Origin of the sequence: Roseovarius sp. (assembly GCF_965228755.1) — a bacterium.
Classification (GTDB): Bacteria; Pseudomonadota; Alphaproteobacteria; order Rhodobacterales; family Rhodobacteraceae; genus Roseovarius.
In genome coordinates this window covers 1,843,726-1,863,288 of the sequence record NZ_CBDDIG010000005.1, presented here as the reverse complement: position 1 = coordinate 1,863,288, position 19,563 = coordinate 1,843,726, and the positions used below count along the sequence as shown (strand labels likewise).

The 19,563-nt window shown below is 67.3% G+C and carries 21 protein-coding genes; 13 read left to right on the top strand and 8 right to left on the bottom strand.

What is annotated here, in order from left to right; translation table 11 throughout:
• Window positions 1–4: 4 nt before the first annotated feature.
• Together ACO07J_RS12825 and ACO07J_RS12820 are read left to right on the top strand one after the other, a co-directional pair.
• Window positions 5–772 (top strand): potassium channel family protein, encoded by a 768-nt coding sequence (locus ACO07J_RS12825; RefSeq protein WP_422029438.1) that lies wholly within the window; start codon window positions 5–7, stop codon window positions 770–772.
• 43 nt (window positions 773–815) lie between these two features.
• Complete coding sequence (locus ACO07J_RS12820) at window positions 816–1,217, top strand: hypothetical protein (protein WP_422029436.1); 402 nt, start codon at window positions 816–818, stop codon at window positions 1,215–1,217.
• Between the two features lie 48 nt (window positions 1,218–1,265).
• On the opposite strand, the gene ACO07J_RS12815 is transcribed toward ACO07J_RS12820, so the two are convergent.
• The 4 genes from ACO07J_RS12815 to ACO07J_RS12800 are packed head-to-tail and all read right to left on the bottom strand — an operon-like array spanning window position 1,266 to window position 6,830.
• Window positions 1,266–2,810, bottom strand: a complete 1,545-nt coding sequence (locus ACO07J_RS12815) for a Ppx/GppA family phosphatase (protein WP_422029434.1) — start codon at window positions 2,808–2,810, stop codon at window positions 1,266–1,268.
• A 50-nt stretch (window positions 2,811–2,860) separates the two neighbouring features.
• On the bottom strand, window positions 2,861–5,035 hold the full coding sequence (locus ACO07J_RS12810) for an RNA degradosome polyphosphate kinase (RefSeq protein ID WP_422029432.1): 2,175 nt from the start codon (window positions 5,033–5,035) through the stop codon (window positions 2,861–2,863).
• 53 nt (window positions 5,036–5,088) lie between these two features.
• Window positions 5,089–5,763: a chromosomal replication initiator DnaA gene (locus tag ACO07J_RS12805; RefSeq protein WP_422029430.1), complete on the bottom strand. Its 675-nt coding sequence runs from the start codon at window positions 5,761–5,763 to the stop codon at window positions 5,089–5,091.
• Window positions 5,763–6,830, bottom strand: a complete 1,068-nt coding sequence (locus tag ACO07J_RS12800; protein ID WP_422029428.1) for an AI-2E family transporter — start codon at window positions 6,828–6,830, stop codon at window positions 5,763–5,765. Before ACO07J_RS12800 ends, ACO07J_RS12805 begins: the two co-directional genes overlap by 1 nt.
• Window positions 6,831–7,052: 222 nt before the next feature.
• On the opposite strand from ACO07J_RS12800, the gene proS reads away from it, so the two are divergent.
• The 5 genes from proS (at window position 7,053) to ACO07J_RS12775 (ending at window position 12,047) form a co-directional block, all read left to right on the top strand.
• Window positions 7,053–8,450 (top strand): proline--tRNA ligase, encoded by a 1,398-nt coding sequence (gene proS / locus ACO07J_RS12795; RefSeq protein WP_422029426.1) that lies wholly within the window; start codon window positions 7,053–7,055, stop codon window positions 8,448–8,450.
• An 8-nt stretch (window positions 8,451–8,458) separates the two neighbouring features.
• Entirely contained in the window at window positions 8,459–8,953 is a 495-nt protein-coding gene (locus ACO07J_RS12790; protein ID WP_422029424.1) for a hypothetical protein, read from the top strand.
• A 72-nt stretch (window positions 8,954–9,025) separates the two neighbouring features.
• Window positions 9,026–10,315: a lipoprotein-releasing ABC transporter permease subunit gene (locus ACO07J_RS12785; RefSeq protein ID WP_422029422.1), complete on the top strand. Its 1,290-nt coding sequence runs from the start codon at window positions 9,026–9,028 to the stop codon at window positions 10,313–10,315.
• On the top strand, window positions 10,308–10,991 hold the full coding sequence (locus ACO07J_RS12780; RefSeq protein WP_422029420.1) for an ABC transporter ATP-binding protein: 684 nt from the start codon (window positions 10,308–10,310) through the stop codon (window positions 10,989–10,991). Before ACO07J_RS12785 ends, ACO07J_RS12780 begins: the two co-directional genes overlap by 8 nt.
• 75 nt (window positions 10,992–11,066) lie before the next feature.
• The gene (locus ACO07J_RS12775) at window positions 11,067–12,047 is read left to right on the top strand and encodes an Ldh family oxidoreductase (RefSeq protein ID WP_422029418.1); all 981 of its coding nucleotides are present in this window, start codon (window positions 11,067–11,069) and stop codon (window positions 12,045–12,047) included.
• A gap of 1 nt (window position 12,048) precedes the next feature.
• Here ACO07J_RS12775 and ACO07J_RS12770 read toward each other — a convergent pair whose 3' ends face one another.
• The gene (locus tag ACO07J_RS12770) at window positions 12,049–12,357 is read right to left on the bottom strand and encodes a hypothetical protein (RefSeq protein WP_422029416.1); all 309 of its coding nucleotides are present in this window, start codon (window positions 12,355–12,357) and stop codon (window positions 12,049–12,051) included.
• A gap of 67 nt (window positions 12,358–12,424) precedes the next feature.
• Window positions 12,425–12,868: a DMT family transporter gene (locus ACO07J_RS12765; protein WP_422029414.1), complete on the bottom strand. Its 444-nt coding sequence runs from the start codon at window positions 12,866–12,868 to the stop codon at window positions 12,425–12,427.
• A 154-nt stretch (window positions 12,869–13,022) separates the two neighbouring features.
• Between ACO07J_RS12765 and ACO07J_RS12760 the strand changes: the two genes are divergently transcribed.
• Window positions 13,023–13,412: a DUF4864 domain-containing protein gene (locus ACO07J_RS12760; RefSeq protein ID WP_422029412.1), complete on the top strand. Its 390-nt coding sequence runs from the start codon at window positions 13,023–13,025 to the stop codon at window positions 13,410–13,412.
• Between the two features lie 12 nt (window positions 13,413–13,424).
• Here the strand turns inward: ACO07J_RS12760 and ACO07J_RS12755 are convergent, their stop codons facing one another.
• Window positions 13,425–14,201, bottom strand: a complete 777-nt coding sequence (locus ACO07J_RS12755) for a methyltransferase domain-containing protein (protein WP_422029410.1) — start codon at window positions 14,199–14,201, stop codon at window positions 13,425–13,427.
• 197 nt (window positions 14,202–14,398) lie between these two features.
• On the opposite strand from ACO07J_RS12755, the gene ACO07J_RS12750 reads away from it, so the two are divergent.
• Complete coding sequence (locus ACO07J_RS12750; RefSeq protein ID WP_422029408.1) at window positions 14,399–16,690, top strand: glycosyl hydrolase family 28-related protein; 2,292 nt, start codon at window positions 14,399–14,401, stop codon at window positions 16,688–16,690.
• Between the two features lie 6 nt (window positions 16,691–16,696).
• On the opposite strand, the gene ACO07J_RS12745 is transcribed toward ACO07J_RS12750, so the two are convergent.
• Window positions 16,697–17,341, bottom strand: a complete 645-nt coding sequence (locus ACO07J_RS12745; RefSeq protein ID WP_422029406.1) for a hypothetical protein — start codon at window positions 17,339–17,341, stop codon at window positions 16,697–16,699.
• Between the two features lie 130 nt (window positions 17,342–17,471).
• Here ACO07J_RS12745 and ACO07J_RS12740 point away from each other — a divergent pair, with 130 nt between their 5' ends.
• The 4 genes from ACO07J_RS12740 (at window position 17,472) to ACO07J_RS12725 (ending at window position 19,548) form a co-directional block, all read left to right on the top strand.
• Complete coding sequence (locus ACO07J_RS12740; protein WP_422029404.1) at window positions 17,472–17,792, top strand: antibiotic biosynthesis monooxygenase family protein; 321 nt, start codon at window positions 17,472–17,474, stop codon at window positions 17,790–17,792.
• A complete protein-coding gene (locus ACO07J_RS12735) occupies window positions 17,789–18,106 on the top strand; it encodes a DUF5665 domain-containing protein (protein WP_422029402.1) in 318 nt (105 codons plus the stop codon). Before ACO07J_RS12740 ends, ACO07J_RS12735 begins: the two co-directional genes overlap by 4 nt.
• Before the next feature lie 49 nt (window positions 18,107–18,155).
• The gene (locus tag ACO07J_RS12730) at window positions 18,156–19,070 is read left to right on the top strand and encodes a DMT family transporter (RefSeq protein WP_422029400.1); all 915 of its coding nucleotides are present in this window, start codon (window positions 18,156–18,158) and stop codon (window positions 19,068–19,070) included.
• Between the two features lie 70 nt (window positions 19,071–19,140).
• Window positions 19,141–19,548, top strand: coding sequence for a universal stress protein (locus ACO07J_RS12725; RefSeq protein ID WP_422029398.1), 408 nt, complete (start codon window positions 19,141–19,143; stop codon window positions 19,546–19,548).
• The last annotated feature ends 15 nt before the right edge of the window (window positions 19,549–19,563 follow it).

The window sequence follows — 19,563 nt, the reverse complement described above, 5'->3', positions numbered from 1 at the left end:
CCGCATGACGCTGAAGGACAGGGTTCGCCTGCTTTACGAGGGCCGCGATACGCGGGCCACGCGGTTCCGCTACTGGCTGCTGGCCTTCGACGCGGTGTCGATCGTGTTCTTCCTTGCGACCGCCATGCTGGAGCTGTCGCCGTGGCTTCTGATTGCCGACGGGGTGATCGCGCTGCTGATCCTGCTGGACTTGCTGGCGCGTGTCTGGATCGCGCCCAACCGCTGGCGGCACATTCGGCAGTTCTACGTGATGGTCGACATCGTGGTGATCCTGTCGCTGATGGCGGCGCCGTTCATCGGGCAGGGGCTGATGATGCTGCGGCTTCTGCGGGCGCTCAGGCTGGTGCATTCCTATCACCTGCTGCGCGACCTGCGCCGCGACTGGCGGTTCTTCCGCCGGCACGAGGATACGGTGGTTTCGGCGGTGAACCTGCTGGTCTTCATCTTCGCGATGACCGCGCTGGTCTACGTGATGCGGGCGCAGGAGCCGGGGCTGGAGAGCTATGTCGACGCGCTTTACTTCACCGTGGCGACGCTGACCACGACGGGGTTCGGCGATATCGCCATGACCACGACATATGGCCGGCTTCTGGCGGTGGTGATCATGCTGGTGGGGGTGGGGCTGTTCCTGCGGCTGGCCAGCGCCATCTTCTCGCCCGCCAAGGTACGGCAGAAATGCGAGCAATGCGGGCTCATGCGGCATGACAGCGATGCGATCCACTGCAAGCATTGCGGCAACGAAATGAAGATCGAGACCGAGGGGGTCGGGTGAGGCACGTCTTAAAACCGACATCCGGGCTTCCTATATCGGGGGCATGACACGTCTGGCCCTGATCACCACGCTGGCCCTGTGCCTGAGCCCGCCCGTGCTGGCCCAGGACACCGAGGCCGAGCCGGAAGAGCCCGGGACCGAGCGCTCGCTGATGGAAGAGGGGGCGCGGATGTTCCTGGAGGGTATCCTGCGGGAGATGGAGCCGGCGCTGCGCGACCTGGAGGGCATGGCGGGAGAGATCGAGCCGGCCTTGCGCGACTTCGCGCAGGAGATGGGGCCGGCCTTTGCCGACCTGCTGGGCAAGGTCGACGACCTGAGCAATTACCACATGCCCGAGATGCTGCCCAACGGCGATATCATCATACGCCGGAAGATCCCGCTGGAGCCCGAGACGCCGGGCGATCCGGAGCTGGATATCGAGCCGGGGGAAGAGATCGAGATCTGATTTCGGTCGCGAGGAAGACCCTGCCCGGCTCCATGTAGGTCAACCGACCTACTGCCCCATCTTGATCGTCGCTTCCGCCTGCAGGGTTTCCGCCAGCGAGCGGAAGCGGGCCTCGGCCACCTCGCCGAAAAGCGGCGCCGCCTCGGGCGAGAGGCGCAGGTCGAGGCGTTTCTTCTTGGGGAACCAGCGCAGTTCACCCAGCCGCGCGTCGCGTTTGAGCCAGAGCATCGCGGCAAAGCGCATGGCCTTGCCCAGCACCTCGGCCTGAACCTGGTCGTCTTCGGAGACCAGCGTGTTGAGGTCCTGGAAGCGCGTGCCCTCGCGCCGGTTGGAATAGCGGTGCAGCAGAGCCAGGCCGAGGAACACCCGTTCGGAATGCTTGAGCCCGCCAAGGTTGGCGCGTGTGGCGTTGTCGAAACAATCCTCGGCGCGGTAATCGGGGTGGGCGCGCCAGCTGACGTCATGCAGCAGGCAGGCGGCCTTGATGATCCGCCGCCGCTCCGGCCGGACGGATTTGAACAGCGGCTCGATGAACTTGTAGACCACCGTGCCATAGCCCGGCACGCGGGCATCGCGCGATTCGGCGAAGGCGCAGGCCTCGATCAGCGGGTCGCGGTCGCGCAGGCGCTGGGGCATCTGTTCGTAGAGCAGCCCCTCGCGGATGCCGTAGCTGGAAATGGCGATGTCGCGGGGCTTGAAGGTCTTGACCACCTCGCGCAGCACTTCCGACGCGATCGGCACCAGCGCCATCCGGCTTGACGAGACACCGGCGCGGTTGCGCAGGTCTTCGGGGTCGGATTTCTCGATATACTTGGCGGTTTCGCGCACCGCCTTGGCCGTCATCCGGTATTCGTGCAGCACGTGCAGCGGGTAGCCGCGGCGCTCCATGTCGATCTTGGCGATGGCCCGCCACGAGCCGCCGACGAGGAACAGGCGGTTCTTCTGCTCGCCGAGGTCATCCTGCATCGACGAGATGCGGTCGCGGATCAGCGCCTTGCGGGCCTTCTTGCCGCCCTTGATGTCGCGCAGCTTGAGCGGGCCCAGCGACGAGCTGAGCCGCCGGCCGACGCGGCCGCCGTTGATCTCGGCCAGCTCCATCGACGAGCCACCGATATCGCAGACGAGGCCGTAGGAGCCGGGCCAGCCCAGCAGCACCCCTTGCGCCGAGAGCCGTGCCTCCTCCTTGCCGTCGATGACGTGGATGTGGATGCCGGTCTCGCGCTCGACCTCCTCGCAGAATTCGGCGCCGTCCTCGGCCTCGCGCACGGCGGCGGTGGCGACGGCGGTCAGCCCGTCGGTGCCGATCCCGTCGCCCAGGTGCTTGAACCGGCGCATGGCGGCGAGCGCGCGGGCGCGCCCCTCGGGGTTGAGCCGCCCGGTTTCGGACATGCCGGCCCCCAGCGCGCACATGATCTTTTCGTTGAAGAAATAGGCCGGGCTGCGGGCCGCGCCGTCGAACACCACCAGCCGGACGGAGTTCGAGCCGATATCGACCACGCCCACCCGGCTCAGCCCCCGGGCCGAGGCCTCGTCGAAAAGCGGTCGCCCGAATGGGCCCCAATCGGTTTCAGCGGGATCGTTCGTGCCGTCCATCTGGCCCTCGGTTGGTCATGCCCAACATATGCGTCAGGGGGCGGAGGTGGTCAATCGCCCGTATGTGTCAATTTCGGAACATCCGCCGCCCCGGCCGAGCCGCGGCCCGACAGAGACGGGTTTTCCATGAAGAATCGGTGGCAGTTGAAGGCGAACTCGCCCTCGGGCCATTCCGCGCGGGTGAAGGCGCCGTCGGGCGCCATCGTCCAGCTTTGGGCGATATCGGCCATGTTGGCGGCCATGATCTGGCTGACGATCTGGGCCTTGACGGTGGCGTTCTCGATCTCGACCAGCGTTTCGACCCGGCGGTTGAGGTTGCGGCCCATCCAGTCGGCCGAGCTGATGAAGACGCGGGCGTTCTTCGACGGCAGCCCGGCGCCGTTGCCGTAACAGACGATGCGGGAATGTTCGAGGAACCGGCCGACGATGGATTTCACGCGGATATTGTCCGACAGCCCCTTCACGCCGGGCCGGATGCCGCAGATGCCGCGCACGACGAGGCTGATCTTCACGCCGGCGGCGCTGGCCCGGTAAAGCGCGTCGATCACGTCGGGTTCGATCAGCGAGTTCAGCTTGGCCCAGATTTCCGCCGGCCGGCCCGCCCGGGCATGGGCGATCTCGGCGTCGATCATGCGGATCAGGTCGTTCTTCATCTCGTGGGGCGAGATCGACAGGTTTTCCAGCGTCTCGGGCAGGGCATAGCCCGAGAGGTAGTTGAACACCTTGGTGGCATCCCGCCCCAGCTTGGCATCGCAGGTGAAAAAGCTGAGGTCGGTGTAGATCTTGGCGGTGATCGGGTGGTAGTTGCCGGTGCCGTAATGGGTATAGGTGACGAGGTTGTCGCCCTCGCGCCGGACCACGGTGGAAATCTTGGCGTGGGTCTTCCAGTCAATGAAGCCATAGACCACGTGCGCGCCGGCGCGTTCCAGCCGGCGGGACTGGCGGATATTGGCGGCCTCGTCGAACCGCGCCTTGAGTTCCACCAGCGCGGTGACCGACTTGCCGTCTTCCGCCGCCTCGCACAACGCCTCGACGATGGGGGAGTTCTTCGACGTCCGGTAGAGCGTCTGCTTGATCGCCACCACGTCGGGATCGCGCGCGGCCTGGGCCAGGAAACGGACCACCATGTCGAAGGTCTCGTAGGGGTGGTGCAGCAGCATGTCCTTCTGGCGGATGGCGGCGAACATGTCGCCGTCATGGTCCTGCACCCGTTCGGGCACGCGGGGGGTGAAGGCGGGCCAAAGCAGGTCGCGCCGGCTGTCGATGACCAGTTCCTTGAGATCGGCGAGGCCGATCATGCCGTCGACCTCGACCACCTCGTCGGGGTTCACGTGCAATTCGCGCATGATGGTGGCGCGCAGGGCGTCGGGGGCGTTGGCCGAGATGTTCATCCGCACCACCTCGCCCCGCCGGCGGCGTTTCAGCGCCACCTCGAATTCGCGGACGAGATCCTCGGCCTCCTCCTCGACCTCAAGGTCGCTGTCGCGCAGGACGCGGAAGGCGCAGTGATCCTTGCAGCGGTAGCCGGGGAAGAGGCTGTGGAGATGCAACAGCAGCAGTTCTTCCAGCGGCAGGGCACGATGCGTGCCCTCGGGCGCGGGCAGGAAGGTGAAGCGGTCGATCTGCTGCGGGATGGGCAGCAGCGCCTGAAGCGCGCGCCGGTCGGATTTCCGTTCCAGCTGCAGGGCAAGGCAGAAGCCCAGGTTGGGAATGAAGGGGAAGGGGTGCGCCGGGTCGATCGCCAGCGGCGAGAGCACCGGGAAGACCTTGTTGAGGAAGGCGTCGGACAGGTAGTCGCGGTCGCTTTCCGACAGGCTGTCGCGATCGAGGATCAGGATGTTCTGCGCCTCCATCTCGGCGCGCAGCCCGCCCAGCGTGGTCTGCTGGCTGGCCAGCAGGCGGCGGGCATTCTCGTCGATCAGGACAAGCTGTTCGGCCGGCGTCAGCCCGTCGGCGCCGGGGTTCGAGCGCCCCTCGCGCGCCAGCTCGCGCAGGCCGGCGACGCGAACATTGTAGAACTCGTCGAGGTTGTTGGCCGAGATCGACAGGAAGCGCAGCCGCTCCAGCAGCGGGACGCGCGGGTTCTGCGCCTCTTCCAGCACGCGCCAGTTGAAGCCCAGCCAGCTCAGCTCACGGTTGAAGAACCGGCCCGGCCCCTCGATATCGAGGTCGGGCAGCTCGACCGGGGCGGGCATGGGGGATTTGAGAAAATCAGCCTTGTGCATACTGCTCTGTTTCTTGCGCGATTTTCGTGACGGGAAGGTGACGGAGTCTGCCTTCACGCGCCGTTATTGTCCAGCAGGTCGCGGGCAAGACCGGTGTTGATCGGCCGGCGCTGCTCGAGCGCGGCGGCATCGAGGCGCTCGACGATGTTTCTTGCGGCATCGAAGGAACGGTCGATGCGCTTGATCAGGAAGGGCAGGGTCGGCGGCGCGGGCGAAAGCTGGCGATCGGCGAAGAGTTTCATCATCACCGCCATCAGCAATTCATCGTCCGGCGGCGCGATCTGGACCGTGGGCGTGCCCTGCATCCGGCTGGCGAGGTCGGGCAGGGCGAGCGGCCAGTGGTTCGGCGCGGCGGCGGCGGTGAAGAGCAGCGATTGCCCCTCGGCCAGCGCGAGGTTGTGGAGGTGGAAGAGCGCGTCCTCGGCCGCGCGGTCGCCGGCGATGGCGTCGCAATCCTCGATCGCCACCGGGCCCTCGGCCAGTGCCGGGATGTCGGCCCCGGCCACCTCGCGCGCCGGGATTATCCGCGCGCCACTCTGGGCTGCCCAGACATGGGCGAGGTGGGTCTTGCCGGCCCCGCGCGGCCCCACCAGCACCAGCTTGCGGGCGGGCCAGGTGTGCCAGCCCTCGATCATCGCCACGGCGGTGGCGTTGGCCGACGATACGAAGAAGTCGTCGCGCCCGAGCGCGGTGCGCACCGGCAGATCGAAGCTGAGCTGCCGGGCCATTACCGGAAGTCGTCCTCGGCCTGGCCACGGTAGAGCGGGCTGTCCTTGTAATGCTGCAGCCCGAACCGCGCCAGCACCCCCAGCGCCGCCGCCACCGGCACCGCGACCAGCATGCCGACGAAACCGAAAAGCGCGCCGAAGACCGACAGCGCGAAGATCAGCCAGACCGGGTGCAGGCCCACGGAATTGCCGACCAGTTTGGGCGTCAGGATGTTGCCCTCGATCACCTGGCCCAGCACGAAGATGCCAACGACCAGTCCGATCGAGACCCAGTCGCCCCAGAACTGGAACAGCGCGAGCCCGATGGCCAGCACACCGCCCACCAGCGCGCCCACGTAGGGAATGAAGGTGATGAGCCCGGCGATGGCCCCCACCACGAGGCCGAATTGCAGCCCCACCGCCATAAGCGCCACGGCGTAATACGTGCCGAGGATCAGGCAGACCGTGCCCATGCCGCGGATGAAGCTGGCCAGCGCCGTGTCGATTTCCCGCGCGAGGCGGCGGATCACCGGGGCGTGGTCGCGCGGCAGCAGGGCGTCGATCTCGGCGACCATGCGATCCCAGTCGTAAAGCAGGTAGACCGCCACCACCGGCACGATCACCAGCAGCACCACCACGTTGATCAGCGAGGCGGCCGAGGTGATGATCGATTCCACGATCTGGCCGCCGCGGTCGCGGATCGTCTCGCCCAGGGCGGTCAGCGACTGGCGCAGGGTCGAGTCCTCATCGACCAGCGCCGGGAACTGGTTGGTCAGGAACATCTGCAGCTCGGCAAAGACGCGCGGCACCGTCTCGAACAGGGTGACGGTCTGGTTCACCAGCGTCGGGATTACCAGGAGCGCTAGAATGACGAAGATCATCACCGCCACCAGCGTGATCAGCATGACCGAGACGGCGCGCGAACAGCCCATCCGCTCGAATCGGTCGGCGATCGGGTCGAGCAGGTAGGCAATCGCCCCGCCCAGCACGAAAGGCAGGATCACGTCGCCCAGGAACCACATCAGCACGAGGAACACCGCCGCCGCGATGCCCCAGTATTTTGCCTGTGTCGAGACGGGAAGTGCCATGGTTGCCCCGGTTAAGCGTCCGTCTACACATTGCCGATGCGGGGCGCGCTTTCAAGGGCGGGGTGAGAGAAACCGCGCCCGGCCGGTCCGATTCAGCCGCGACGGGGCAGGCGGGTACGAAAACCGGGCCCGGAACGCCCGCATGGCTTGTCTCACCCCCGGCAAAGCCATAAACGGGGGGCCGAACGCCACCTTTACGCCACCCATCACGAGGTCCGCCCGATGCGCCTGTCCCGTTACTTCCTGCCCGTTCTCAAGGAGAACCCCGCCGAGGCACAGATCGTCAGCCACCGGCTGATGCTGCGGGCGGGGATGATCAAGCAGGCCACCGCCGGGATCTACTCGTGGCTGCCGCTGGGCTTCAAGGTGCTGCGCAAGATCGAGAACATCGTGCATGAAGAGCAGATCCGCGCCGGGCACAACCCGATCCTGATGCCGGTGCTGCAATCGGCCGACCTGTGGCGCGAAAGCGGGCGGTACGACGATTACGGCAAGGAAATGCTGCGGATGCAGGACCGGCACGGCCGCGACATGCTCTATACCCCCACGGCGGAAGAGCTGGTGACGGATATCTTCCGCGCCCATGTCGGCAGCTACAAGGACCTGCCGATGACGCTCTACCAGATCCAGTGGAAATTCCGCGACGAGGTGCGCCCGCGCTTCGGCGTCATGCGGGGCCGCGAGTTCCTGATGAAGGACGGCTACAATTTCGACCTGACGAAAGAGGACGCGCTGCACGCCTATAACCGCCACCTGGTGAGCTACCTGCGCACCTACGAGCGGATGGGCCTTCAGGCGATCCCGATGCGCGCCGACAGTGGCCCGATCGGCGGCGACGACACGCACGAGTTCCTCGTGCTGGCCGAAACGGGCGAGTCGGGCGTGTTCTATGACAGCGAGATCACCGACCTGAAATTCGGCGACCGCGATATCGACTACAACGATGTCGGCCAGTGCCAGGCGGTGCTGGAGGAATTCACCAGCCGCTATGCCCGCACCGACGACACGCACGAGGAAAAGGTCTTCCACGAGCGCGTGCCGGAAGAGCGCCGGCGCGAGGGGCGGGGGATCGAGGTGGGCCAGATCTTCTATTTCGGCACCAAGTATTCCGAGCCGATGTGCGCCACCGTGCAGGGCCCCGACGGCAAGCCCGTGCCGGTGCACATGGGCAGCCACGGCATCGGCGTGAGCCGGCTGGTCGGCGCCATCATCGAGGCCAGCCACGACGACAAGGGCATCATCTGGCCCGAGGGGGTGACGCCGTTCCACGTGGGCATCGTCAACCTCAAGCAGGGCGACGAGGCGGCCGACGCCGCCTGCGAGGCGCTTTACAAGGCGGTCACCGCGCTGGGGCTCGAGCCGCTTTACGACGACCGCGACGAGCGGGCGGGCGGCAAGTTCGCGACGATGGACCTGATCGGCCTGCCGTGGCGCATCACTGTGGGGCCGCGCGGCCTCAAGAACGGGGTGGTGGAGCTGACCTCCCGCCGCACGGGCGAGAGCGAGGAGTTGCCGCCCGAGCAGGCGATCGCCCGGCTGGCGGAGATCTACGGGCCGCATCACCCGCACCTGGACCGGGCCGAGCCGATGGCGAAAAGCTCGTTCCACACGTGGATGTGAGGCGCACGATGAGCATGCGGACGGCAGGGCTGACACTGGCGGGAGGCGCGCTCCTCTGGGGTGCGGCGGCGCTGGCCGACAGCCTGACCTATCACAACGACCGTTTCGACGTGCACGGCACGCTGCCGGTGGGGTTCGTGGCGGGCCCCGCGCCGCAGAACGGCGACGGGCAGTCCTTCGCGAGCCCCGAGGACAGCGGCGAGATCAGCATCTACGGCAGCTACAACACCACCGACAGCGTGGCCGCCTATCGCGAGCAGACCAAGGCCTTCCACGTGAACGAGGGGGCCGAGATCACCCACGAGGACGGGCAGGACGACTGGTTCGTGCTGTCGGGCAGCGATGGCGAGACGGTGTTCTACCTGCGGGTCGAACAGGGCAAGTCCTGTGACGGCGACGTGGTGCTGGGCCACTGGCTGATCGAGTATGCCGAGTCCGACCGGGCGGTCTATGACCCGCGCGTCGGCAAGATGTCCGAGGGGCTGAACGTCGGCTCCTGCTGAGGCGCGGCGCCTTTCGCTTGACGCAGGCCCTCCCAATGCCCAAGGTCCGCGCAAAATAATTCCGAGGTCCAAGTGGCAGCCAATCCAGCCCCGTTTTCCCGTTTCGAATGGATGATCGCCTGGCGCTACCTGCGGGCCCGGCGGGCCGAGGGCGGCGTCTCGACGATGACGTGGATCAGCCTGATCGGCATCACGCTGGCGGTCTTCGCCCTGATCGCCACGCTGGCCGTGCGCTCGGGCTTCCGGGCGGAGTTCGTCGACACCATCCTTGGCGCCAACGCCCATGTTACGATCTACAGCGGCGGCGATGTCGACCAGCAGACCGGCCGCATCGACCGCACGATCGAGGATTACGAGGCCATGGCCGAGCGCGTCCGGCAGGTGCCGGGCGTGACCCGCGTCGCGCCGCTGGTCAAGGGGCAGGTGATGGCCAATGCCCGCGACCGCAACGCCGGGGTCGAGGTGTTCGGCATCGCGCTCGACGACCTCAAGACCATCCCCCGCATCGCCAACGAGGAAACCTCGAACGGCGATATCGAGGCCTTTCCGGACGGCATCGCGCTGGGCGGCATCCTGGCCCGTGACCTGGGCGTCTCGATCGGCGACAAGGTCAAGCTGATCTCGCCCAACGGGGTCAAGACGGCCTTCGGCACCTCGCCCCGGATCAACGCCTACGAGGTGGTCTATGTCTTCGAGGCCGGGCGCTACGACATCGACAAGACCCGCGCCTACCTGCCCTTCGGCGAGGCGCAGAGCTTCTTCAACCGCGAGGGGCGGGCGGACGAGCTGGAAGTCATGCTGGAAGAGCCCGAGGCGCTGGAGGCGATGGCGGGCCCCCTGCGGCAGGCGGCGGGCGAGCGCGCCTATCTCTGGACGTGGAAGGATTCCTCGGGCAGCTTCCTGCGGGCGCTCGATGTCGAGGATAACGTGATGTTCGTGATCCTGTCGGTGCTGGTGCTGATCGCGGCGATGAACATCACCAGCGGCCTGATCATGCTGGTCAAGAACAAGGGGCGCGATATCGGCATCCTGCGCACGATGGGCCTGACCGAGGGGTCGATCCTGCGGGTGTTCTTCATCTGCGGGGCGTTTACTGGCGTGATCGGCACGGCCTTCGGCGTGCTGCTCGGGTGCCTCTTCGCGATCTATATCGACCCGATCTTCGCGTTGCTCGATTCCTTCTCGGACCAGCCGATCTGGACGCCGGACAGCCGCGGCATCTATTTCCTGCCCGCCAAGCTGCAATTCTGGGACGTGATGTCGGCGGTGGGCCTGTCGCTGGGCCTCAGCTTCATCGTCACCATCTTCCCCGCCCGCCGTGCCGCGCGGCTCAACCCGGTGGAGGCGCTGCGCTATGAGTGACCCGATGCTGCGCCTGAAGGCGATCGAGAAGACCTACAACCCCGGCCAGAAGGGCGAGGTGCGCGTGCTGCGCGAGGCCGGGCTGGAGATTGCCGCGGGCGAGATGGTGGCGCTGGTGGCGCCCTCGGGCGCGGGCAAGTCGACGCTTCTGCATATCGCGGGGCTTCTGGACACGCCCGACAGCGGCACGGTCGAGATCGGCGGCGAGGCGATGACGGGCCTGTCGGACCGCCGCCGTACCATCGCCCGGCGGCGCGAGGTGGGGTTCGTCTACCAGTTCCACCACCTGCTGCCGGAATTCACCGCGCGCGAGAATATCGTGCTGCCGCAACTGGCCGACGGGGTGCCGCGGGCGAAGGCCGTCGCCCGGGCGGACGAGCTGCTGGGACGGGTCGGCATCGCCGAACGCGCCGGTCACCGCCCCTCGGCCATGTCGGGCGGCGAACAGCAGCGGGTGGCCTTCTGCCGGGCGCTGGCGAATTCCCCGCGGCTGCTGCTGGCCGACGAGCCCACGGGCAACCTCGACCCCGTCACCTCGGACACGGTGTTCGACACGCTGATGCAGCTCGTGCGCGGCACCGGGCTGGCGGCGCTGATCGCGACGCACAACCTCGAGCTGGCGGCGCGGATGGACCGGGTGGTCAAGCTCGACCAGGGCGCGGTTGTCGCGGGATAGGGCCTTGGGCGGCGGTGCTTGTGGCGCTGTCGGATCTGGATATTTTTACCAAGAAGAAGCCCGGGGGTGACAGGAATGGCAAAGGTATCGCTGGCCGAGATCGAGGAAGTGACGCGCGCGGCGCTGGAGGCGCATGGCGCCGAGGGCTGGATCGCCGGCGAGGTGGCCCGCGCGGTGCGGGAGGCGGAGAGCCACGGCAACCGGATCTGCGGGCTCTACTACCTGGAAAGCTATTGCCAGCAATTGCGGTCGGGCCGGGTGAAGGGCGACGTGGCGCCGGAGGTCAGCCGCCCGCGCCCCGGCGCGGTGGTGGTCGACGCGCGGCTGGGGTTTGCGCAGCCCGCTTTTGCGCGCGGTTTGCCCGAGGCCGTGGCGGCGGCGCGGGAGTGTGGCGTGGCGAGCCTTGCCATCTGTCACGCCCATACCTGCACCTCGCTGGGTTTCTTCACCGAGCAGATCGCGCGGCAGGGCCTGATCGCGCTGGGCATGACCAATGCCTCGCCCATCGTGGCGCCGCCGGGCGGCAAGACGCGGGTGATCGGCACCAACCCCATCTCCTTCGCCGTGCCGGACGGGCAGGGCGGCATCGCCATGCTGTTCGACCAGTCGACCACCACCGTGGCGCTGGGCAAGATCACCATGGCCAAGGCGGCGGGCGAGAAAATCCCCGAAGGCTGGGCCGTCGATGCCGAGGGCAGGCCCACGACCGACCCCGAGGCCGCGCTGGGCGGCTCGCTGGTCAGCATGGGCGGCTACAAGGGCTGGGGCTTTGGCCTGATGGCGGAATTGCTGGCGGCGGGGATGACCGGCAGCCGCGCGGCGCCGGATATCGCCCCGCTCAAGGCGCCCGAAGGGGAGCCGCACGATATCGGCGATTACTACCTGCTGATCGACCCGGGGATGTCGGGCGCCTTCCATGACCGCTTTGCCCGGATCGCCGAGATGGTGGCGATGGACGAGGGCGCGCGTATCCCGGGCGCCGGGCGACAGGGCGCCGACCCGGTCGAGGTGGATGACGCCGCCTGGCAGCAGGCACAGGCGCTGGCGGGACGCTGAGCTAGCCGCCGCAGAGGCGGCGCAGCATCTCCAGCCCGGCGGCGCGGTCGGCATTGGCGGTGCGGATGATCTCGGCGCTGGCCTCGGCCGAGCAGCCGTCGATCCGGATGGCGCGGCCCCGGCGGTTGGCCAGGTTCGCCATGTAGATCTCGTTGTCGTCGAGCGACGCGAACTCCGCGGGCGAAAAGCGGCGCGGCACGAGGTCGGTCGGGTCGGGTTCCTCGACATCCTGGGCGAGCGCCGCCGGTCCGGTCAGGGCGACGAGGCCGAGCCAGCCGAGGATGGCGCGGCGCGGAAAATGGTGGGCCATGGCTGATCTCTCCTTTGCGGGCAAGCCTATCACGGCTTGGCCGGGCTTCGCCAACGGTTCCGGTCTCTCAGACCTGTTGCGTCATGAAGACGCCGGCCGCCATCAGCCCGATCCCCGCCGCGCGGGACAGCGACAGGGGCGAGACATTGGCCCCGAACAGCCCGAAATGGTCGATCGCCGCGGCGCTGACAAGCTGGCCCAATAGCACGAAGAACACCGCGTTGCCGACGCCGAATCTCGGTGCGACGAAGGTGATCGAGAGGATATAGAAGGCGACCAGTATCCCGGCGAGATACAGATGTTTCGGCGCGCCGGCCACGTTCAGGAGCGCCGAGGGACGGGTGAAAGCCAGCACCCCCAGCGTGACGACGAGCGCCACCACGAAGAGCAGCGCCGCCGCCGCCACGGGCGAGCCCAGCCGCACCCCGAGCGCCGCGTTGAGCGCCGCGAGGATCGGGATGCCGAAGCCCGCGATCAGCATCACGATGGCATAGGTGGTAGTGGCGGGCATGGGCGGAGCCTCCGGCTGCGGTGTCGTTCGGCGCGGAGATTGGCACGGGGAAGGTGCCTGTTCCAGACCATTATGCGGCGCCGGGACGGGGCAAGAGTGATCCGGACGCCGCGTCGCCCGCGTATCACCTGCATGGAGGTATGATATGCGACACATGATAAGCGCGATTCTTGTCACCCTTGCGCTGGCGCTGCCCGCGAAGGCCAACGAGGACATAGAGAAGGTGATCTCGAACCAGATCGACGCCTTCCTCGCCGACGATTTCGAAACCGCCTTCACCTATGCCAGCCCGATGATCAAGGGCATCTTCGGCACGCCCGAGCGCTTCGGCCAGATGGTGCGGCAGGGCTATCCGATGGTCTGGCGGCCTTCGGAGGTGAATTTCCTGTCCATCGACCGCCGCGGCAAGGAGCTGTGGCAGAACGTGATGGTGCGGGATGCCGAGGGCGCGCTCTATATCCTCGAATACCAGATGATACCGGGCGAGACCGGCTGGCTGATCAACGCGGTACGGGTGCGCAAGGCGACCGAGGGCACGGCCTGACGCCGCCGGGGCTCACGCCTTGTGGGCCACGGTGACGAAATGCGTGAGCGAGAAGAAGAAGCGGCCCGCGCGGGCCAGCTCTTCCTGCTCGGCCTTCCATGCGGCGATTTCGGTTTCGGGCAGGTGGCCGTTCTGGCGGGCATAGCCGGCCATCAGGTGCAGCATCATGTTGGCCATCCCGTCGGCGCGCAGGCAGGTGTCGGTAAAGGGCACCGCCCGGCTTTCGCCGAAGGTGAAGCCGGCATCGGACAGGAGCGCCGGCAACAGGGCAGGGACGCAGCGTTCGGCCAAGTGCTCGTCCCACGAGGCCATCATCCGCGCCATCCGCTCCGGGCTTTCGCTGTGCCACGCGAAGCAATCCCAGTGCCAGTCGCCGATCACCAGCCGGCCGCCGGGCCTCAGCACCCGCGACACCTCGGCCAGCGCGGCTGGCACGTCGTCGAGATATTCGAATACCTGTAGCGACACGATCTTGTCGAAGGCCCCGTCTTCGGCGGGGATGGCGGCGGCATCGCCCTCCGCGATCCTCACCGTTTCGACCCCGGCACAGCTTTCTTCGGCCCCGGCGCGCATGTCGGCGCTCGGGTCGACGCCCAGAACATGGCCCGCATCACCCACCGCCCGCGCGATCTCGGCCGTCAGCAAACCCGTCCCGCAGCCCAGGTCGAGCACCCGTTCGCCCGGCCTCGGGTCGAGCGCGCGGAAGTTCTCCAGCCGCCGGCGCACCACGTCCGAGCCGGCATAGGACCGGTCGAGAATGCGGCGCGTGGCCGCGTCGAATTCCAGCATCTGAAATTCCCTTGTCCGAATTATCCCGGTCCCATCCTAGCACAGGTCGCGCAACACGCACCGTGCGGTGTAAAGACATCTCGCTTACCCCTTGCGCATACCCCCCGATTTCACCGGCGGTGCGACCGTACGGTGAGGTAATCCAATTGACATCCGGGCCCGGGACGCCCGCGCGGCGGATGCGGAAAGGGAAAGCGATGAACAAGGCAGTTACCGATGACATCACCTTCATGCCGCCGGCCTTCGCAAGCGGGCTCGACGTCTGGTCGAGCGGCAACGGCACGCCGGGCTCCGACACTTACGACAACTCCCCCGATGCGGCCTTCGTGCCGTCTGATGCCGATTTCGGCGGCGCGCTGGAGCTGTTGAAGACGCAAGCCACCATGAAGCTGCGCCATACCGGCGAGACGCCGATCCTGCCGGGCTGTTACCTGCGCATCCGGGCGCGGGTGAAGGCGATCAGCGGCGCGCTGCCGGATGTGCGCATCGCCGGCTGGGCCGGCGGCGCGGGCGGCGCCCATGTCACGGGCGTCGACGAGACCGGGCCGGAGGTGACGCTGACCACCTATGGCGACGTGGTCGAGGTCAGCGCCATCGTCGGCACCGGCAGCCGCGGCGGCGTCGATATGGCCTGGGGCACCGGGGCGCTCTATGGCCATTTCGGGCTCGACCTGACCGGCCCGAACGGCGGCGTCGTCCGGATCGACGATATCGAGATCGAGGACGTCACCCGCTTCTTCCTGCGTGACCTGATCGGCGTGGTGGACGTGCGCGATTACGGCGCCGTGGGCGATGGCGTCACCGATGATCACGCCGCCTTCGAGGCCGCCGACGCCGCCGCCGACGGGCGCGACGTGCTGGTGCCCGAGGGGGCCTATTTCCTCGGCGACAGCGTGACCCTGCAGGCGCGCGCGCGGTTCGACGGCACGGTCACCATGCCCGCCGACAAGGTGCTGACGCTCATGCAGAATTTCGACCTGCCGGGCTATATCGACGCCTTCGGCGACGAGGAGCTGGCCTTTCGCAAGGCGTTCCAGTCGCTGATCAGCACGCCGCATCACGTCGAGCTCGACATGAGGGGCCTCAAGATCGACCTGCGCGAGCCCGTCGACCTCAAGGCCGCGGTTCCCGATGTCAGCAATTTCGCCCAGCGGCGGCTGATCAGCAACGGCCAGTTCTCGGTCGTGGCCGGGCCCAACTGGGACACCGAAACCTTCACCTCGCAGGCCAGCTATACCACCAGCAGGGGCTACGAGCTCAACAACGTGGCCAACGTGGCGAATATCCCCGTGGGTTCGCTGGTCGAGGGCAACGGGGTTGGCCGCGAGGTCTACGTGAAGTCGAAGAACGTGGGCGCCGGCACGATCGAGCTGAGCCGCGAGCTTTACGACGCGGTGGGCACCCAGAATTTCACCTTCCGCCGCTTCAAGTACATGCTCGATTTCTCGGGCTTCTCGAAGATCTCGAAATTCGCCATCTCCAATGTCGATTTCCTCTGCCGGGGCGATTGCAACGGGCTTCTGCTGCCCACCAAGGGCATCGGATTTCACCTGCGCGACTGCTGGTTCACCTCGCCGCGCGAACGCGGCGTCTCGAGCCATGGCGACGGCTGCCAGGGCATGATGATCGACCGCTGCCAGTTCCTGTCGGACGAGACGCAGCTTCTTGTGCCGAACCGCCAGTCGATCGGTGTCAACATCAACGCCAACGACGTGAAGATCCGGCATAACCGCTGTACCTATTTCAAGCATTTCGCGATCGTGGGCGGCACCAGTTCGGTTATCCTCGGCAACCACATCTTCCAGGGCGATGCCGCCGACGTGGGCCCGCGCAGCGCCGGGATCGTCATGGCGCATACCAACTCGCGGGCGACGATCAGCGGCAACTACATCTGCGACTGCTCGATCGAGTGGACCAACGAGCATGACAAGAACCCCGGTTTCTCCAGCGAGTTCTCGTTCTCGGCGATGAGCATCACCAACAACAACTTCCTGTCGCAAAGCACGGCGCCGTCCTTCAACTTCATCCGGGTCAAACCCTACGGCACCGGCCATTTCATCAACGGGCTCAACGTGACCGGCAATACTTTCCGCCTGTTCGACGGCAATATCGACCGGGTCGAGGGGATCGACACCAGCTTTGCCACGATGGATTTCAGCCGGTTCAGGAACATCACCTTCACCGGCAACGCCTTCAACAACGTCAACACCGTGGTCGAGAACCCGCTGGTGATGGAACATGTCGAGGCCAGCCACAGCGACACCTGGGTGGTCGAACCCTTCCCCAAGCTGCCGTTCGAGGCCTGGGCGCGGACGGTGGAATCGGTCACGGCCAAGGGGGCGATCCGGCAGCAGGGCGGGTCGATCTACTGGGGCATGCCCTATCACCAGGTCCAGCAGGGGCCGAACAAGGACAGGGTCAACCTGCGCTGGGAGACGCCGGTCGAGGGCACGGTCACGATCCGCCTGCGGATCGACACGCCGGCCTGACGCGCCTCAGAACTTCTGCCAGATGCCGAAGGTGATCTTCACCGCGTCGGCATTCACCAGCCCGGCCGCCGCCCCCAGAAGGAGGTGGCGGCCCTTTCCCCGTTTCAGTGCAAGGCTCGGCGCGATCTTCACGTAAGGGTCGGCGTCATCGGGTGCGGCCATCTGAAGCTGCACCATCCACTTGTGCCCGCCCGCCAGCTCGGCGCCCACCGTCAGGTCGGTCTCGAGCACCCCCGTGCCCGCCTCGGAAAACACCGCCCGGCTGTCGAGCGCGACCCAGCCCGCGCGCTCCCCGATCTGGAAGCCCCGGCCGATCGACACCCCCGGCCGCAGCGTCAGCGCGCCATCCACCATGCCCACGCCCATCTCCCACGCCTGCACGATGTCGCCGCCGCGCGCCCCGAACGGGAACCGTGCGAACAACACCGCCTTGGCGAGATCATCCTCCGCCTGCCCGAAATCGAGCCCCACGACACGCCCCCGGCCCACGCCCATCTCGGCGTAAAGCGTTGCATAAGCGCCCGCGCCACCGCCCGCATCCCCCTCGATCGAGAAACAGAGATGCCCCTCGCCCCTCGCCATGGGCCAGGTCCCGGCCGCGGCCATGGATCCGGCCGCTGACGCCAGCAGCAGGACCAGAATCCGCACCATGTCGTTCAGCCTCCACCGCCGAGCCTTGCCGAAACTGGTAAACGCGAGGTTAATCGCCCCCGGATCGCGTCTTGCGCGTTGCCCGTGCCGTTCTAGCTGTTAGGCTGTCCCTGCAAGGAGGGAGTGCCCGATGCCCAAGATCGCCACGACACAGGATGTCCAGACCGTCATCACCACCTTCGAAATGACCCCCGGCACCTGCCAGGACCTGATGGACGAGCTGTCCGCCGCCTACGAGGAGTTCATCTCGAAACAGCCCGGCTTCATCGCCGCCGGCCTGCACGTGAACGACGCCCAGACCCGCATCGCCAACTACTCGCAATGGCGCTCGCGGCAGGATTTCCAGGCCATGCTCCGTTCCGAGGAGATGCGCCGCCGCAACCGCAAGATCCACGAGCTGTGCAAGAGCTTCGAGCCGGTGATGTACGACGTGACGGCCACGTTCGGTTGACCCGCTTCCGACGCAGACGACGACAGCCAGAGCCCGAACCGGGCCCCGACGACGTGCGCGCCGAGCTGCGCTCGCTCACGCGCGAGGTCTCGCGGCTCAACTCCCACAATTTCATCCGCATGCACAACTCCCTGCCCAGGGTGCTGGCCTTCAACTTCGCCCGCGGGCTGGTCTTCGGGCTGGGCTCTGTGCTGGGGGCGACGCTGCTTCTGTCGATCATCGCCTGGTTCCTGAGCCAGGTGGAATTCCTGCCGATCATCGGCGAATGGGCCACCCAGATCGCCAAGCAGATCGAGGAGGCGATGTCGAAATAGCGCAAGTTCCGGGTCGCCGGCATGCGCCGGCCCGTGCCATGTCTCAGCCATGACCAATCCCGCCATCACCCCTGCCGCCGCGCTGATGATGGCCGCCCTCGCCACCGTCTGGGGCGGCTCGTTCTTCCTGGCCGAGATCGCCCTGCGCGACGTGCCGCCGCTGACCATCACGCTGCACCGCGTGGCGTGGGCGCTGCCGGTGCTGTTCCTCGTGATCCGCCTGCGCGGCATCGCCATTCCCCGCAGCCCGCGCACCTGGGGCGCCTACCTGGTGATGGGGGCGCTCAACAACGCCATTCCCTTCTCGCTGATCTTCTGGGGCCAGACCCGCATCGACAGCGGGCTCGCCTCGATCCTCAACGGCACCACGGCGGTGTTCGCCGCGGTGGTGGCCGGGCTGCTGCTGGCCGACGAGCCGCTGTCGCCGCGCAAGATCACGGGCGCGCTCTTCGGGCTGGCGGGGGTGGCGGCGATCATGGGGCCGGGCGCCCTGTCGGGGCTCGACCCCGCCAACCTCGCCCAGCTCGCCATCCTCGGCGCAGCGCTCAGCTATGCCTTCGCCAGCGTCTGGGGTCGCGCCATGCTCTCGGGTACACCGCCCGAGATGAACGCGCTCGGCATGCTGACGGGCAGCACGCTGCTGATGCTCCCGCTCGTCTTGCTGACCGACGGGGCGCCCACGCTGGCCCTTCCGGGCGCCGCCTGGGCCGCGCTGCTCGCGCTCTCCACCCTCTCCACCGCGCTGGCCTACCTGCTTTACTTCGGTATCCTCGCAAGGGCAGGGGCCGCGAACCTGATGCTGGTGACCCTGATGATCCCGCCCGTGGCCGTGGCGCTGGGGGCAGGGGTGCTGGGCGAACGCCTCTCCCCCGGGGCCATCACCGGTTTCGCGCTGATCGCCGTGGGCCTCGTCGTCACCGACGGGCGGGTGATGTCGCGGCTGGGACAGCGCCGCCCGGGCTGATGCGGAACAATGCGGGGCAGGCGGCGGTTTCACTGTCATACCGCGCCGTCACGCGCATTGGAGAGCCAAGATGTACACCCATGTCCTCGTCCCCGTATCCTTCGAAGAAGATCGCGACGCCGCCGGCGCCATGAGCGTCGCCCAGCTTCTGGCCGGCGAGACCGGCCGCGTCACCCTCCTGCACGTCATGGAGCAGGTGCCGACCTACGCGATCTCCTACATGCCGCAGGAATACCTCTCCGAAAGCCGCACGGCGATCGAGGCCGAGCTGGCCGAGATGGCCTCCCGCATCCCGCATTCGCAGGGCATCGTCGTCGATGGCCATGCCGGGCGCACCATCACCGACTGGGCGGCGGGCAACTCGGTCGACTGCATCGTCATCGCCAGCCACCGCCCCGGCATGGCCGACCTTTTGCTGGGCAGCACGGCGCACCAGGTGGTGCGCCACGCGACCTGCGCGGTCCACGTCGTCCGCTAGGCGGCGGCGGCCTTC